13 protein-coding genes are annotated in these 13,953 nt (G+C 63.2%); 3 read left to right on the forward strand and 10 right to left on the reverse strand.

Annotation, left to right across the window (positions count from 1 at the left end; all coding sequences use genetic code 11):
- Position 1 precedes the first annotated feature (1 nt).
- The gene (locus tag RBH19_RS04020; RefSeq protein ID WP_306727531.1) at positions 2–1,669 is read right to left on the reverse strand and encodes a glycoside hydrolase family 57 protein; all 1,668 of its coding nucleotides are present in this window, start codon (positions 1,667–1,669) and stop codon (positions 2–4) included.
- The gene (glgC, locus tag RBH19_RS04025; RefSeq protein ID WP_406671980.1) at positions 1,659–2,933 is read right to left on the reverse strand and encodes a glucose-1-phosphate adenylyltransferase; all 1,275 of its coding nucleotides are present in this window, start codon (positions 2,931–2,933) and stop codon (positions 1,659–1,661) included. Before glgC ends, RBH19_RS04020 begins: the two co-directional genes overlap by 11 nt.
- A gap of 148 nt (positions 2,934–3,081) precedes the next feature.
- Between glgC and glgB the strand changes: the two genes are divergently transcribed.
- Both glgB and glgA read left to right on the forward strand, forming a co-directional pair.
- Positions 3,082–5,262 carry a 1,4-alpha-glucan branching protein GlgB gene (gene glgB, locus RBH19_RS04030; RefSeq protein ID WP_306727533.1) on the forward strand — a complete coding sequence of 727 codons (2,181 nt, stop codon included), beginning with the start codon at positions 3,082–3,084 and terminating at the stop codon, positions 5,260–5,262.
- Positions 5,259–6,794 (forward strand): glycogen synthase GlgA, encoded by a 1,536-nt coding sequence (gene glgA / locus RBH19_RS04035; protein ID WP_306727534.1) that lies wholly within the window; start codon positions 5,259–5,261, stop codon positions 6,792–6,794. The genes glgB and glgA overlap by 4 nt, the downstream gene beginning before the upstream one ends.
- Positions 6,795–6,841: 47 nt before the next feature.
- On the opposite strand, the gene glk is transcribed toward glgA, so the two are convergent.
- Genes glk through RBH19_RS04055 form a run of 4 tightly spaced genes read right to left on the reverse strand, consistent with a single transcriptional unit; the run spans position 6,842 to position 9,823 of the window.
- Positions 6,842–7,906 (reverse strand): glucokinase, encoded by a 1,065-nt coding sequence (gene glk / locus RBH19_RS04040; protein WP_306727535.1) that lies wholly within the window; start codon positions 7,904–7,906, stop codon positions 6,842–6,844.
- Between the two features lie 24 nt (positions 7,907–7,930).
- Complete coding sequence (locus RBH19_RS04045) at positions 7,931–8,383, reverse strand: CBS domain-containing protein (RefSeq protein ID WP_306727536.1); 453 nt, start codon at positions 8,381–8,383, stop codon at positions 7,931–7,933.
- Positions 8,380–9,117 (reverse strand): dienelactone hydrolase family protein, encoded by a 738-nt coding sequence (locus tag RBH19_RS04050; protein WP_306727537.1) that lies wholly within the window; start codon positions 9,115–9,117, stop codon positions 8,380–8,382. Before RBH19_RS04050 ends, RBH19_RS04045 begins: the two co-directional genes overlap by 4 nt.
- A 13-nt stretch (positions 9,118–9,130) precedes the next feature.
- A complete protein-coding gene (locus RBH19_RS04055; protein ID WP_306727538.1) occupies positions 9,131–9,823 on the reverse strand; it encodes a phosphoribosyltransferase in 693 nt (230 codons plus the stop codon).
- Positions 9,824–9,974: 151 nt separating this feature from the next.
- Between RBH19_RS04055 and RBH19_RS04060 the strand changes: the two genes are divergently transcribed.
- Complete coding sequence (locus RBH19_RS04060) at positions 9,975–11,813, forward strand: adenosylcobalamin-dependent ribonucleoside-diphosphate reductase (RefSeq protein WP_306727539.1); 1,839 nt, start codon at positions 9,975–9,977, stop codon at positions 11,811–11,813.
- Here RBH19_RS04060 and RBH19_RS04065 read toward each other — a convergent pair.
- The 4 genes from RBH19_RS04065 to RBH19_RS04080 all read right to left on the reverse strand — a co-directional run bounded on the left by RBH19_RS04065 (position 11,810) and on the right by RBH19_RS04080 (position 13,897).
- Positions 11,810–12,070: a metallothionein gene (locus RBH19_RS04065; protein ID WP_510184478.1), complete on the reverse strand. Its 261-nt coding sequence runs from the start codon at positions 12,068–12,070 to the stop codon at positions 11,810–11,812. The two genes, RBH19_RS04060 and RBH19_RS04065, sit on opposite strands and share 4 nt — an antisense overlap.
- Positions 12,071–12,072: 2 nt before the next feature.
- Positions 12,073–12,648, reverse strand: coding sequence for an HPF/RaiA family ribosome-associated protein (locus tag RBH19_RS04070; protein ID WP_306727541.1), 576 nt, complete (start codon positions 12,646–12,648; stop codon positions 12,073–12,075).
- Between the two features lie 68 nt (positions 12,649–12,716).
- A complete protein-coding gene (locus tag RBH19_RS04075; protein WP_306727542.1) occupies positions 12,717–13,181 on the reverse strand; it encodes an archease in 465 nt (154 codons plus the stop codon).
- A complete protein-coding gene (locus RBH19_RS04080) occupies positions 13,178–13,897 on the reverse strand; it encodes a dienelactone hydrolase family protein (RefSeq protein ID WP_306727543.1) in 720 nt (239 codons plus the stop codon). The genes RBH19_RS04075 and RBH19_RS04080 overlap by 4 nt, the downstream gene beginning before the upstream one ends.
- Between the last annotated feature and the right edge of the window lie 56 nt (positions 13,898–13,953).

Raw genomic sequence — 13,953 nt, forward strand, 5'->3', positions numbered from 1 at the left:
ATTACCGGGCGGGGCGCATGGTCCCGCCGCCCTCCGGTTGACCACCGCCCCGGGAGAAGGGCTGTTCCAGATACTCCGGCGGCGCCTGGCCCATCTGGCGGTAGAGGTCGGCCAGATGCCGGCGGTACAGGCGTTCGAAGCGGGCCACGACGGCTTCGGGATTGTAGTCACCAGGCCACCAGAACCAGTCGGAACCCTCGCAGGCGGCCAGTTGCCGACCGGTTTGCTCGCGCAGGGTATCGGGCAGTCGGTCCCACTGCTGCTTGGCGGCCACCAGCATTTCCCAGGCCCGGTTCTTGTCCTCGTCGCCCATCCAGGTATCCAGGTTGCCATGCACCCAGCTGCCTGCCCGCAGTCGCTTCAGCCTTCGAATGGGCACAGCGGGGTCTCGCAGGCAGCGGGAGAAGGTAGTCAGTTCGATGCGGGGATGGGCCACCAGTTTGCGATACAGGCTGCCGATGAAATGATAGCCATTGTCCGGGTAATGCTCCCAGGCGTTCTCGCCATCCAGGATCACTGAAACCACTCGACCCGGTTCCGCATTTTCCGACGCAATGGTTTCCAGGTGATGGATGAAATTGGCGACGGCGTCGTCGGCATGCCAGTCCTTGTAGGTGAAGCCGATGAGATCCGACAGGCCGTCATCTCGAAAGAACAGGGCCGGCCCCTTCTCGCCCAATTGCCAGGGCCGATGGATCTGATCCGAACCCGGATGGGGGTGGCCCAGGCTGTTGCAGAGAACCGCCTGGCCGCTGGCGGCCCAGGCATAACCGGCTTGCCCCAGCAGCTGCACGGTGTCGCCGCTGATCGCCCCCTCGGCCGGCCAGCAGCCCTGGGCGGGGCGGCCGAAGCAGCGCCGGTGGTGTTCGCCGGCGGTATCCAGGTGCCATTGGGCGCGCTCCCGGCCGCCCGGATAGCGTTGGGCCACCGGCAGATTGGCCTCGGGCTGGGCTTCGCGGGCACTGGCAAAGTCCAGTAACAGGGGCAGGATGGGATGGGCCCAGGGGCAGGTGGCCAGCTCGATGCGGTCATTCTCCAGCAGCCGCCGGTAGCGGGGCAGGAGTTCCTGCAGGGTGTCACTGATCAGGCTCAACAACAACTGGCGATCCGGGTAGCTGAAACCGCTGGCCCGGCCGAGCAACTGGTCGGCGCGGCGATCATCCCGACGCAGGGTCTCGCCCAGCCAGGCCAGGTGAAACCAGACCAGCAGGTCGAGGATGAAGCGATCCTCCAGATAGGCCAGGCCGTCCGTTTCGGCGAGGATGGATACGGCCATGTCGGCCAGACGACGATAAGGGGGGAAGCGTTCAATCAGCCGCTGGCGGTTGGCCTGGAGACAGGCACGCACCAGGCCCCGGCGATCATCCTCATTGAGCGGCAGAACCGGATGGGCGAGGGCATCCAGCACGCGGTCACCGATGGGGCTGCCATCCACCTGGTGGCGCTTGAGGCGTCGGCTGTAATCCTCCAGCTGATCCAGCAGGATGGGCGAGAAATCGAACACTGCGCAGGCCCCCGGCACCTGTTCCAGGTGGGCGGCCATGTCGGCGTAATCCTTGATGGCATGGAGATAGGTCCAGGATTCCAGGAACTGGCCGCTGAATGCGTCGCGGTATTCCGGCTGGTGCATATGCCAGCAGAGCACCACCCGCAGTGCCTCATCGGACATGGTGAACCGCCTGACCCAGCATCTCCGGGGTCACCAGTACGATGCCACCGGCGCTGAGCTCGAAACGCCGGCCATCCTCTTCCGCGTCATAGCCAATGCGTATGTCATCCGGAATATCGCAGCCGGTCTCGATGATGGTGCGCCGGAGCCTGACATTGCGGCCAATACGCACATTGCTCAGGATCACGGACTGATCGACCACCGAACCTTCATCCACCGTCACGAAAGAGGACAGCAGGGACTGGTTCACCTGGGCACCGGAGACGATGCAGCCACCGGCCACCATGGAGTTGCGGGCTTCGCCGCGCCGGCCTTCCTCGTCCAGGACGAACTTGGCCGGGGGCGCCTGCCGTTGCCAGGTCAGGATGGGCCAGTCCCGGTCATAGATGTTGAGTTCCGGCCGCAGGCCGATCAGCTCCATGTTACTTTCCCAATAGGAGTCGATGTCGCCCACATCCCGCCAATAGGCCGGGCCATCATCATGCATGTTTCTGTACGGATAGGCGTAGCAGCGGGCTTCGGTGACGGCGTCGGGGATGATGTCCTTGCCGAAGTCATGACTGGAATCGTCGCGGGTGGCATCCACCATCAGGCGGGAGAGGAGATAATCCGTATTGAAGACATAGATGCCCATGGAAGCCAAGGCCTGGTCCGCCTGTCCCGGTGAGCCCTCGCAGTGGTCGGGCTTTTCCACGAAGCGGGTGATTCGATGGTTATTGTCCACATCCATGATGCCGAAACGATTTGATTGCGACATCGGCACGGGCATGCAGCCTACCGTGACATCGGCATCGTGAGTGACATGAAATCCCAGCATGGCGCCATAGTCCATTTTGTAGATGTGATCACCGCCCAGGATCATCAGAAAACGGGGGTTATGCAGACGGATGATGTCCAGGTTCTGGTAGACCGCATCCGCCGTGCCGCGGTACCAGCCTTCGCCGGTGCGCTGCTGGGCGGGGAGCAGTTCGATGAATTCCCCCAGTTCCGAACGCAGAAATCCCCAGCCCTGTTGCAGGTGCTGGATCAGGGAGTGGGCCTTGTACTGAGTGAGTATGCCAATGCGCCGGATGCCGGAATTGAGGCAGTTGGACAGGGGGAAATCGATGATTCGGAAATGCCCGCCAAAGGGTACGGCCGGCTTGACCCGGTGCGAGGTCAGGGAGCCCAGACGAGTCCCCTTGCCGCCAGCCAGCACCAGGACGAGAGTGTCGCGGGTGATGAGACTGACGAAGCGTTCACTGACGGGATTGGGTTGGGCCATCATGCTCGGCGCTCCTGCCGCGTTTCCGAGTCTTCATTCGAGCACCCCCCATTCGCGCCGGTGTTGACTGCCGTCAACGCTTGCGCGCCTCGTCCGGCCGACCATGTTCATTCCAGTCGCCTTGCGGTAGGAAACGATGAGCCCAGCCATGCCCGCCCGATCCGTGATGGAAAGTGATGTCCTGCGCCTTGTGCAGGGCCGCCATCATGCGCCCCATGCCGTTCTGGGTTGCCAGGGCAGGCGCTACCGTGCCTGGCGGCCGGGCGCGAAGGCGGTCTGGCTGGAGCCGGGGCGGGTGCCCATGAAAGTCGTTCATCCCGCCGGTCTGTTTGAATGCCCTTTGCCCGAAAAGCCGGCGACCGAGCCATGGATTCTGGTCTGCGAGTATTCGGGCGGAGAGACCGCTCGGCTTCATGACCCTTACCAGTTCGCCCCTGATCTGGATTGGAAGGCGCTTGTGGCCTTTGGCGAGGGCCATCATTGTCGTGCCTGGCAGATCATGGGTGCGCATTGCATGGACAGGGACGCCGTCGCCGGCACCCGTTTCAGTGTCTGGGCGCCCAATGCCGAGCGGGTCAGTGTGGTGGGTGATTTCAATAACTGGAATGGCCTGAGCCATCCCATGTCGGTCCACGGCGAAAGCGGGGTTTGGGAACTGTTCATTCCGGGCCTGGCAGCCGGTGCCCTGTACAAATTTGAGATTCACAACCAGAGCGGCGAGGTGACGGACAAGGGTGATCCCTATGCCCGGCACTGGGAGGTCCGTCCCCGCACCGGCTGTCTGGTCCCGACCGAGCCCGGGCATGAATGGGGCGATGCGGCCTGGATGCGCGAGCGGCCGGATTGGCGCCATGCCCCCATCAGCATCTATGAGCTGCATGCGGGCTCCTGGCGCCGTAATGCCGACGGCAGTTTCCTGGGCTATCGCCAGTTGGCCGATGCCCTGGTGGAGACCTTGCAGGACAGCGGCTTTAGCCATGTGGAGCTGATGCCGATCACCGAGCATCCCTTCGATGCCTCATGGGGCTACCAGACCACCGGCTATTTCGCCCCCACCAGCCGTTTCGGCAACCCCGATGATTTCCGTTACTTCGTCGATCGCCTGCACCAGGCCGGTATCGGCGTGATCCTGGATTGGGTGCCGGCCCATTTCCCTCGCGATCCTCATGGCCTGGCCCGCTTTGACGGCAGCGCGCTCTACGAGCACGCCGATCCTCGGCGTGGCGAGACGGCCGAATGGGACACCCTGGCCTTCAACTTCGGCCGCAAGGAAGTGATGAGCTTTCTGCTTTCAAGTGCGCTCTACTGGCTGGAGGAATTCCATCTCGATGGCCTGCGTATCGATGCCGTGGCGGCCATGCTCTATCTGGACTATGGCCGCAAGGAGGGCGAGTGGCTGCCCAATATCCATGGTGGGCGGGAAAACCTGGAGGCGGTGGCCTTCCTGCAGGCTCTGAACACCATGACGCACCGGGAATGCCCCGGCAGCATGACCATTGCCGAGGAATCCACCGCCTGGCCGGGTGTGACCCGCCCGGTGCATCTGGGTGGCCTGGGCTTTTCCATGAAATGGAACATGGGTTGGATGCACGACACCCTGGCCTATTTCCGTCATGACCCGGTACACCGGCGCTTCCATCACGACAGCCTCACCTTCGGCCTGCTCTATGCTTTCAGCGAGAATTTCGTTCTGCCCTTCTCCCATGACGAGGTGGTGCACGGCAAGGGATCCCTGCTGGATCGCATGCCGGGGGATCGCTGGCAACGCTTTGCCAACCTCAGGCTGCTGTATGCCTACCTCTATGCCTATCCGGGCAAGAAGCTGATGTTCATGGGCAATGAGCTGGCCCAGACCACTGAGTGGTCTCATGACGGCCAGCTTCCCGAGGCGCTCGGGGCAGTGGCGGAACACGCCGGCGTCAAGCGCCTGATTCGCGACCTGAACCATCTCTACCGGGACAGGCCGGCCCTGCACCGGGGGGACTTCGATGCCGCCGGCTTTGAATGGATCGACTGCCATGATGCGGATCAGTCGGTGATCAGCTTTCTGCGGCGGGAGCCCGGCCGGGACGGGGCCGAGGCCCGTCATGTTCTGGCCATTTGCAACTTCACGCCCATAGTACGCGAGGACTACCGCATCGGCTTGCCCGAGGGTGGCGCGTGGCGGGAGATTTTCAACAGTGATGCGGAAGCCTACGGCGGCAGTGGCGTGGGCAATCTCGGACAGGTGTCGGCGATCCAATCGTCCTGGATGGGTCGCCCCTGGTCCGTTGCCTTGCGTCTGCCCCCCCTTGGCGCCGTTTACCTGGAGTGGAGGGAAAGATCATGAAACGACTCAAGATACTGATGGTGGCCGCGGAAATGTCGCCCCTGGTCAAAGTGGGCGGGCTGGGTGAAGTCATGGGCAGCCTGCCCCGGGCACTGGCCGAACGCGGTCACGATGTGCGTGTGCTGATCCCGGCGTATTCTTCGCGTCTGATCAAACAGGCCAGGGTGCTGTCCCCGACGCGGGGGTTCAAGGGACGGCTGCTGGCTCAGAAAAATGGCCAGACGCCCTTTCCTGTCTGGCTGCTGGAAACCGCGGCTTTTCTGAGACGAGAGGGCCGCCCCTATCTGAATCGCACCGGCAAGCCGTGGGCCGACAACCCCTTGCAGTTCAGTCACCTGAGTCGAACGGCGGCGGATATTGCCAGCGGCGCGCTGGGTCTGGACTGGGAGCCGGATCTGGTTCATTGCAACGACTGGCACACGGGGCTGGTTCCGGTCTGGATGCGGATGAACGAGTGCAATCTGCCGACGGTATTCACCATTCACAATCTTGCCTATCAGGGCCGTTTTCCACCGGGCATACTGGCCCGGCTGGGGTTGCCTGATTCGCTTTACGATCCCGAGGCGCTGGAGTTTCACGGTGAGGTGGCCTTCATCAAGGGCGGGCTGGTCTTCGCCGACCGGCTCACCACCGTCAGCCCGGGTTACGCCCGGGAGATCCAGACGCCCCTGTTCGGTGCCGGTCTGGACGGTTTGCTGCGGTCACGCGCCGAGAAGTTGACGGGAATCGTCAACGGCCTTGACCTCGACACCTGGAATCCGGCCACCGACCCCTGGCTGACGCATCATTTTGATGGCAGTGCTCCCGCCGCGAGTCGCAAGGCGAAGCAGTCGGAAGGAGATCGCCTCAAGCTGCGCCTGGGCATGGCCGCCAAGGACAAACCACGCCGGCCACTGCTGGCCTGGGTGGGCCGACTCGTGGAGCAGAAGGGCGTGGATATTCTGCTGGCAGCATTGCCGGCCCTGATGGACAGGGATATTGATGTCGTGGTGCTCGGGGATGGTGAAGCAGCCGTCAGCCGGGCACTCAAGTCGGCAGCCCATCGTTGGCCCGGGCGGCTGGCCTTCAAGCAGGGCTTTGATGAAGCCCTGGCCCACCAGGTGTATGCCGCCTCGGACATGCTGCTCATGCCCTCCCGTTTCGAACCCTGCGGCCTGGCCCAACTGTGCGCCATGCGTTATGGCAGCATCCCCGTGGTCAGTCCGGTGGGAGGCTTGCTTGATACCGTGATTGATGCCGGCGTGGATCCCGGGCGTGGGAACGGTTTTCACATGGAGGCGGTCAGCAGCGAGAAGCTGACGGAAGCCGTGGACCGAGCTCTGGCCTGCTGGCAGTCACCCGCTGACTGGAATCAAATCACCTCCAATGCCATGGCACAGGCTTCTTCCTTCGGTTGGGGCGAGCGTGTCCTGGACTATGAGGCGGTTTACCTCAAGACGCTGGACAGCTACCTCGGCGAACACCATCGCGCGCTGATTTCCGTGGCAAAACAGGCAGACAACTGGACTGCCATGGACAATGCACGGGGATGAGGGGTGATGATGACCCGGCGAGACAGCGTCGATGAACAGGCGCTGCGTCAGCGCCGTTGATAATAGGCCCCGGCGTGGACGCCATTTTCCGATGGCATTTCCTGGCCACCCGCTCGCCGACCTGTGCCTGCATGGTGCTGCCGGCTTGCCAGGCGGCTGATGCCTTCCAGGCCCGGTTCGGCTGTGGCCAGGGCCGTGATGGGAATGGTCTCCATCAATGGCTGCAGGCGGCCTTTGCGATGGAAAGCCTGGGTGAATCGATGGTGGTCAAGATAGGGGTGCAGGCGGGCCAGCAGACCACCGGCCAGATAGACACCGCCGGTAGCCAGATTGAAGAGAGCCGCATTGCCGGCGAAGGCACCGAGAATCTCGGTGAAGCAGCGAATGGTGGCAACAGCCGCCTTGTCTTCCACGTTTTCCGCCCGCTGGCAGATCAGCGGTACCGGGTCCTCGGTAAGGGCATGACCATCAAATGGACGGCATGACTGAAGCTGGCACTTGAACCGGTAGATCTTCACGAGTCCGGGGCCAGACAGCAGTCGCTCGTAACTGACATGGCCATATTGCTCCGAAAGTGCCTCCCAAAGCGCATGCTGCTCCGGGGTCTGGCTGGCGAAGTCGATGTGACCGCCTTCAGATGGCAGCACCCGTATTTCTTTCGACTCCGCGAGCAGACTGGCCACGCCAAGGCCGGTGCCCACGGAGATCAACAGTCGGGGGCCACGCCCCGCATGCCCCTCCTGAATGGGAAGCATCTGCCGGTCGGGAATATGCGGGAGGGCGTGTGCCAGAGCCTCCAGGTCGTTCACCAGGTGAACCCTTGGCAGTTGGAGAGCGGTTTCCAGATAGTGCTCCTCACTTTCCCACGGCAGGTTGGTGAACTGTACCCGCCCGCTGGAAACCGGGCCGGCCACGGCCAACCAGGCCTCACCCACATTGGCCCGTTCCGCTCGGGACAACTCTTCAAGAAAGCAGCGCAGAGCGTCCTCCAGGCTCTCAAACTCCCGACTTCGACGAATGGATTCATGCCGTAGCTGCCAGCCGTCGGGTGTGGAGTCCAGCAAACGCAGTCGTACGCGCGTTCCACCGATGTCGCCGATCAGTATCTGCATGGCTCACCCTCACCACTCCTGTTTTCAGGCCCGCCGACGGGCCTCGACGCCGGGCTGCCGGGTGATCACACCCACCACCATCGAGAGTTGCTCGGCCAGTAGTTCCACCACGTCATCCAGGGCGAGTATCCCCGCCAGACGGCCGTTGTTCTCCACCACCGGCACCCGGCGAATGCCATGCCGGCACATCATTTCCAGGGTTTCCTCCAGCTCATCATCCACACTGGCCGTGATCAGCTTTGGCGATGCAAAAAGATCACCGGCACTGACGCTGTCCATGTCCACGTCCATGGCAATGACCTCAACGGTCAGGTCCCGGTCGGTGATGATGCCCATCGGGCGCTGGTGATCCCTGCCACTGCCGAGAATGACGAGATCGCCCACATGGTGTTCACGCATCAGTCGGGCGGCCTCCCGGATGGAGGCCTCGGCTTCGATGCAGACCACGCTTCGGATACAGGCTTGACCGGTTTTCATGGTTGAGTGACCTCTGTGTCGGGCTGGCGGCCGAGAAGGATGAGCGAATGCCTGGCATAGGGCATGGCTGGCATGGGCAGGTTTGACTGAGTAATCAACCACTGGCCGCAGAGTTCGACGAAGGTTGACCAGGCATCGAATTCCTGGAAATGCGGTCCAGTGCCTGCGAACAGGGCTGTCCGATAGGAGCATCGCAGGTACGTAACGGACCGCTGCAGGGCCGACCTTCCTGCTCCGTCACGCTCACCCAGGGCGAACAGCACAGGGGCGTGAACCTTTGGTAGATGGCTGCCCGCCAGATCCGGTCGACCGCCCCGGCAGACGATGGCTTGAATCCGGTGGGGGTGGCGGGCGGCAACCACCAGACTGGCCGCTGCATTGTTGCCAGTGGCGATCAAGGACACGGGCAATGTGGATAGCCTGACTTGGTTGCTGCACCAGTCCAGGGCGGCGGTGATCCGGCGGGTGAGTAGTGGAATATTGAAGCGATGCCAGGCCTGGGCCGGCGCTTGCTCGCGCTCATTCTCCGTCAGGGTGTTCAGCGCCAGCGTCGCCAGACTGCGGCGATTAAGGCCATCGCGAAGACGGCGTTCCCGTTCCTGACCGGTTTGAGCCGAACGAAGGCAGATGACCAGGCCCGAAGGGTTCACGGGCAGCGACAGTCGGGCGTCCAGCATGTCGCCATTGCATGGAATGAAGAGGGGGTAATCTTCCAGGGGACCTGTCTGCAACATCGTATGTCTCCTCTCAGTGGTGTTCACGCTGGCCCACGTGAGTGTTCTCCGGGTCGATGGTGCGGCGCGTGGCCTGTGCCAATAGTGCCGAGACTTCATCATCGCCGGTCTGATCGAACACCCGGTACCATCGGCTGACCGCCTGGAAATCCCAGGGCGTCTTGAGCGAGACGAACTCGTCCACTTTCTTCGCCAGGCGTTGCCGGGCTTCGGCCGCTGCCACCGGTGTTGCCGCGATGATCTTTCCGGCTCTGGCATTGCGAGCCCAGGCGATGGCGGCTTCCAGGCTGGCGCCCGTGGCCAGGCCATCGTCCACGATGATGACCGTGCGACCCTTGGCGGCAATGGCAGGGCGGTGGTCACGATAGAGTTGCTCCCGTTCCTTCTGTTCCTCCCGCGCCTTGTGGGTGGCGTGCACAACGGCCGCCGGCGAGATATCCATGTGGGCAATGATGTCGTTATTGAGGACACGCACCCCGTCGGGTCCCACCGCACCGATGGCCAGCTCCGGTTGATGGGGGGCACGAATCTTTCGGACAACAACCACATCCAGATCGGCTCCCAGTTCATCGGCGACAGGCGCCGCCACCGGCATGCCACCGCGGGCCAGCCCCAGCACCAGGAGATCCGGCTCATCCCGGTGATGTGCCAGTGCCGCGGCCAGAGCACGGCCGGCCTGCTCGCGGTTCTCGAACAGCTCGAACATGGTTTGCTCCCTTTTCAGCAAGCATTGCCCGAAGGTTGCCTGATTCCATGCTAGGAGCAGCCGAGGACACAGGTGCTGACCGTGGTCAATGGATTGCCACCCGGATCGGCGCATGATGACCGCGGATCGGATCACTTGCGGGAGCCTGGCTGTGGACACGCTGAATGAAGCCGAGGATCAACTGGCGGCGTGGGTCTGGTCGACCCGATACCGCTACCGGCCTGCTGATGGTGCCGTGGAGTCCGGTCTGGCGGAGACCCGTGCCCGGGTGGCCCGTGCCCTGGCGGGGCCGGAAGCGCAGGGCGAACATTGGGAGAGGGCGTTTCGGGATCTGCTGGCTTCGGGGGATTTCCTGCCGGCAGGCCGGATTCTGGCAGGCGCCGGCACGGAGTCCGAACGCACCCTGTTCAATTGCTTTGTCATGGGGCGCCTGGAGGATTCCCTGGATGGCATTTTTCAGGGCCTGCGCGAGAGCGCGCTGACCCTTCAGGCGGGTGGCGGCATCGGTCTGGATTTCTCCACCCTGCGTCCGGCCGGCGAGGCCGCCCGGCGCACAGTCGGGCGAGCCACCGGGCCGGTTTCCTTTCTGCCCCTGTGGGATCGCATGTGCGAGACCGTGATGGCGGCTGATACCCGGCGGGGTGCGATGATGGCGACACTGCGCTGCGATCACCCGGACATCGAAGCCTTCATCAACGCCAAGCGGGCCGGTGGCCTGAGCCACTTCAATCTCTCGGTGCTGCTTTCCGATGATTTTCTGCGCGCGGTGGCGGCGGATGCCCCCTGGCCCCTGCTGTTTCCACTGGCAGCCGGAACCTCCGAGCCGCAAGCCGTGGAACGACCCTGGCCGGATGCGGACAGTATCCGCTCCTGCCGCATTCACCGCTGGCTGCCGGCCCGTGCCCTGTGGCACCAGATGGCGGAATCGGCCTGGCAGTGCGGTGACCCAGGCCTGCTTTTCGTTGATCGGATCAACCGCGACAACAATCTGTCTTACCGGGAAACGATCACGGCCACCAATCCCTGTGGCGAGCTCCCCTTGCCGCCTTACGGGGCCTGCAATCTGGGTTCCATCAATCTGGCGGCACTGGTGCGCCACCCTTTCAGCCGCCGGGCCTGTCTGGACGAAGCCGCCCTGGACAAGGCCGTGCCTCTGGCGGTGCGCATGCTGGACAACGCCATTGATGCGTCCCGCTTTCCCTTGACGCAGCAGGCAGCCTGCAGCCGCCAGACCCGGAGGCTGGGTCTGGGTATCACCGGCCTGGCCGATGCCCTGATCATGCTCGGTCTGCACTATGACAGTGATGCCGCCCGGGCCTGGGCGGCTGCTTGCATGCGCGGCGTGGCGGAGCGCGCCTATCGGGCCTCCATCCAGTTGGCCAGGGAGCGAGGCCCCTTCCCGGCCTTCGAGGCCGAGCCCTATCTTGATGCCCCGTATATCCGACGCCTGCCCGGGCCGCTGCGCGATGACATTGCCCGAGATGGAATTCGAAACAGTCATCTGCTGGCCATTGCCCCCACCGGCAGCATCAGTCTGCTGGCCGGCAATGTGTCCAGTGGCATGGAACCCGTGTTCGCCTTCCGGCATCGGCGTCGGATACGGCAGGTGGATGGACGGGAGGTGGTGTACGAGCTGAGGGATCATGCCCTGCGGCAGTGGCTGGCAGCCGGGGGCAGCGAAGCCGCGCTGCCGGACAGTTTCGTATCGGTGATGGACCTGCCGGCCGCGGCTAAGCTCAGGATGCAGGCCAGCCTGCAGGCGGCGGTGGACAACGCCATCTCCAAGACCGTGAACCTGCCATCATCGGCCAGCCTGGCGGACTGTCAGGCCGTGCTGGAGCAGGCCGATACCCTCGGGCTCAAGGGTCTGAGCCTGTTCCGGCAAAGAGACGAAAGGGCCGGGGTGCTTGAGGCCGTGCAGGATCCGGCCAGGGCCGGCAGTGCCTGCTGCGGTATCGGCCTCAAGGGCCCCCGGCCCGTTCAACCCTAGTTGTGGTCGGCCAGACCGCTGACGCCGGACTGCCGGGCGCAGTGCACGGAACAATAGATGTCGTCGCCGCTTTCCACACCGTGGCCAATGACACGGGTGTCACAGCGTCGGCAGTGCGGGGCCAGGGCCTGAATGGCGCATTCGAAGGAATCGAATTCGTGCTCCTTGCCGTTCATGACGACGAGGAAATTCCTGGTGTAGTCATTTCCGCATGTTTCGCAATGAGACATGGTTGCTACCTCCTTGCCAACGGTCATGGTCAATGTTGTCCGGGCTGGTGCCGGCGTTTGCGGGTCAGCAGGTGAACGGTACTGGCACGGGGGCCGTCCTCCCCGGGCACCTCCACAAAACGCACCCGGTCACCCACCTGGGCATCCCGGATGTGCGCATTCACCATGCTGTTCTCGTGAAAGAGGATCTCGCGACCGTCATCCGTCATCAGCAGGCCGCTGGCGTTGCCCTGATCCAGATCGTGGATGCTGGCGAGTGAAGGCGCTTCATGACGCTTCACCTTGCCTCGCCGCCGACGTTCGTAATCTTCCAGCTGTCGGCGCATGGCCCGGAAGCTGTCACGGGTGGCGACGAAGGCATCTTCGTGACTGTGGTCCGGCCCGGTGGCATGGCCGCTGTTCAGTTCCGCCCCGGGCAGGGTAATTCGGATATGCACGAGGAAACGGTTGCCCTTGTGGTGTCTGGCTTCGGTCCGGCTGACCGTTACATGACAGGAGACAATGTCGGGAGCGAACTGTTCCAGCTTGTGGCATTCATCCTCGATCCTGTCCCGCAGTGCCGGTGAAGGCTCCAATTCCTTGAATGTGATTTGAACCGGGTTCATGGCATGGTCACCTCATCTTTCCGGTTGCCAGCCGGGAAATGTCTGCGTGTTCTCATCGTGATGGCAATCTACGGTGTCTTACTCTTCTCCACCACGCATTGTGCGGTCCAGCAGTCGGCCCTGTGACGGACCATGAGTTCAGTGAGTGTGGCGCCCTTGATTTCAACCGCGGGACGATGGCGCACCCGGTTGATGGGTTCACCTTTCAGACGGGCACGGAGTTCATCACCGTGGATTTCCACATGAAACTGCGAGAACAGCATCTGGCGCGTGGCCATCTCGTAGACGACGGCATCGATCCAGTCGACGAAAAGCATTTCCCTGTCCGCGTTCCGGCATTGCACATCCACGGTGCGCCAGGTGGCAATCCGGCGGGGATCACAGATGATGGCGGTCATGGCCTTGGCGGCCTCTTCAAAGGCTTCTGCCATGTTTCTCCCCACACCCCGAATGCCCATGTCCGAGCCATGCTGGAAGTGTTCCCAGTGAGCGGGTAGAGCCATGTGATTCGTTTCAGCGGTGTGCGACGTCATCGTGGCGCACCCTCCTGTCCCGTGCTGGTGGCAGTCTGCCCGGTCTGTGACTCGGCCTGGGGAGTGGCCAGATAGCGCTGGAACCAGACGGCGGCCGCCTGGGCCACCTCGTCCAGCTTGCCGGGCTCCTCGAACAGATGTGAGGCGTCGGCGATCAGTCGCAGCTCGTAGGGGGCTGTAATCTGCCGCGAGGCCGTGCGGCTGAGGCGATAGATTTCCCGGTCCAGCGAACCGATGATTATCAGAATCGGCGCCCGCACGCGTGACAGGGCTTCGCCAGCCAGATCCACGCGGCCTCCCCGGGAGACCACAGCCCGAATCTGTCGCGGCCGTTCGGCGGCCGCGATCAGGGCCGCGGCCGCACCGGTACTGGCACCGAAGAGTCCGATGGGCAGGTTGCTGAGCGCTGCTTCCCGTCGCAGCCAGTCGAGCACCGCAAGCAGGCGCGCACTGAGCAGGTCGATGTCAAAGCGAAAGCGTCCGTCTGCCTTGTCCTGTTCATGTTCATTTTCCGTCAGCAGGTCGAACAGTAACGTGGCCATGCCGCGTTCATTGAGTTGCTTTGCCACGTTGCGGTTTCGAGGACTCAGGCGACTGCTGCCGCTTCCGTGCACGAACAACACCAGCCCGGCGGCGCTTGTCGGCCGGTCAAGCAGGGCGGACAGTTGCACACCGCCCACGGAAATCTTCAGTTCCTGATGGTGAGCTGTTCTCATGGGAATGTCCCCGATCGTCTGTCGTGCCCTCAGACTAGGGCGTGCTGATGATGGTG

The organism is Natronospira bacteriovora (genome assembly GCF_030848495.1).
GTDB lineage: Bacteria > Pseudomonadota > Gammaproteobacteria > Natronospirales > Natronospiraceae > Natronospira > Natronospira bacteriovora.

Excerpts from the sequence above, each read along its gene's own strand:
- RBH19_RS04020 (WP_306727531.1), bottom strand. The coding sequence starts at position 1,669 with ATGTCCGATGAGGCACTGCGGGTGGTGCTCTGCTGGCATATGCACCAG.
- RBH19_RS04045 (WP_306727536.1), bottom strand. The coding sequence starts at position 8,383 with ATGAAAACCGGTCAAGCCTGTATCCGAAGCGTGGTCTGCATCGAAGCC.
- RBH19_RS04055 (WP_306727538.1), bottom strand. The coding sequence starts at position 9,823 with ATGTTCGAGCTGTTCGAGAACCGCGAGCAGGCCGGCCGTGCTCTGGCC.
- RBH19_RS04080 (WP_306727543.1), bottom strand. The coding sequence starts at position 13,897 with ATGAGAACAGCTCACCATCAGGAACTGAAGATTTCCGTGGGCGGTGTG.
- glgB (WP_306727533.1), top strand. The coding sequence starts at position 3,082 with ATGCCCGCCCGATCCGTGATGGAAAGTGATGTCCTGCGCCTTGTGCAG.
- glgC (WP_406671980.1), bottom strand. The coding sequence starts at position 2,933 with ATGGCCCAACCCAATCCCGTCAGTGAACGCTTCGTCAGTCTCATCACC.
- glgA (WP_306727534.1), top strand. The coding sequence starts at position 5,259 with ATGAAACGACTCAAGATACTGATGGTGGCCGCGGAAATGTCGCCCCTG.
- RBH19_RS04065 (WP_510184478.1), bottom strand. The coding sequence starts at position 12,070 with ATGACCGTTGGCAAGGAGGTAGCAACCATGTCTCATTGCGAAACATGC.
- RBH19_RS04070 (WP_306727541.1), bottom strand. The coding sequence starts at position 12,648 with ATGAACCCGGTTCAAATCACATTCAAGGAATTGGAGCCTTCACCGGCA.
- RBH19_RS04050 (WP_306727537.1), bottom strand. The coding sequence starts at position 9,117 with ATGTTGCAGACAGGTCCCCTGGAAGATTACCCCCTCTTCATTCCATGC.
- RBH19_RS04075 (WP_306727542.1), bottom strand. The coding sequence starts at position 13,181 with ATGACGTCGCACACCGCTGAAACGAATCACATGGCTCTACCCGCTCAC.
- glk (WP_306727535.1), bottom strand. The coding sequence starts at position 7,906 with ATGCAGATACTGATCGGCGACATCGGTGGAACGCGCGTACGACTGCGT.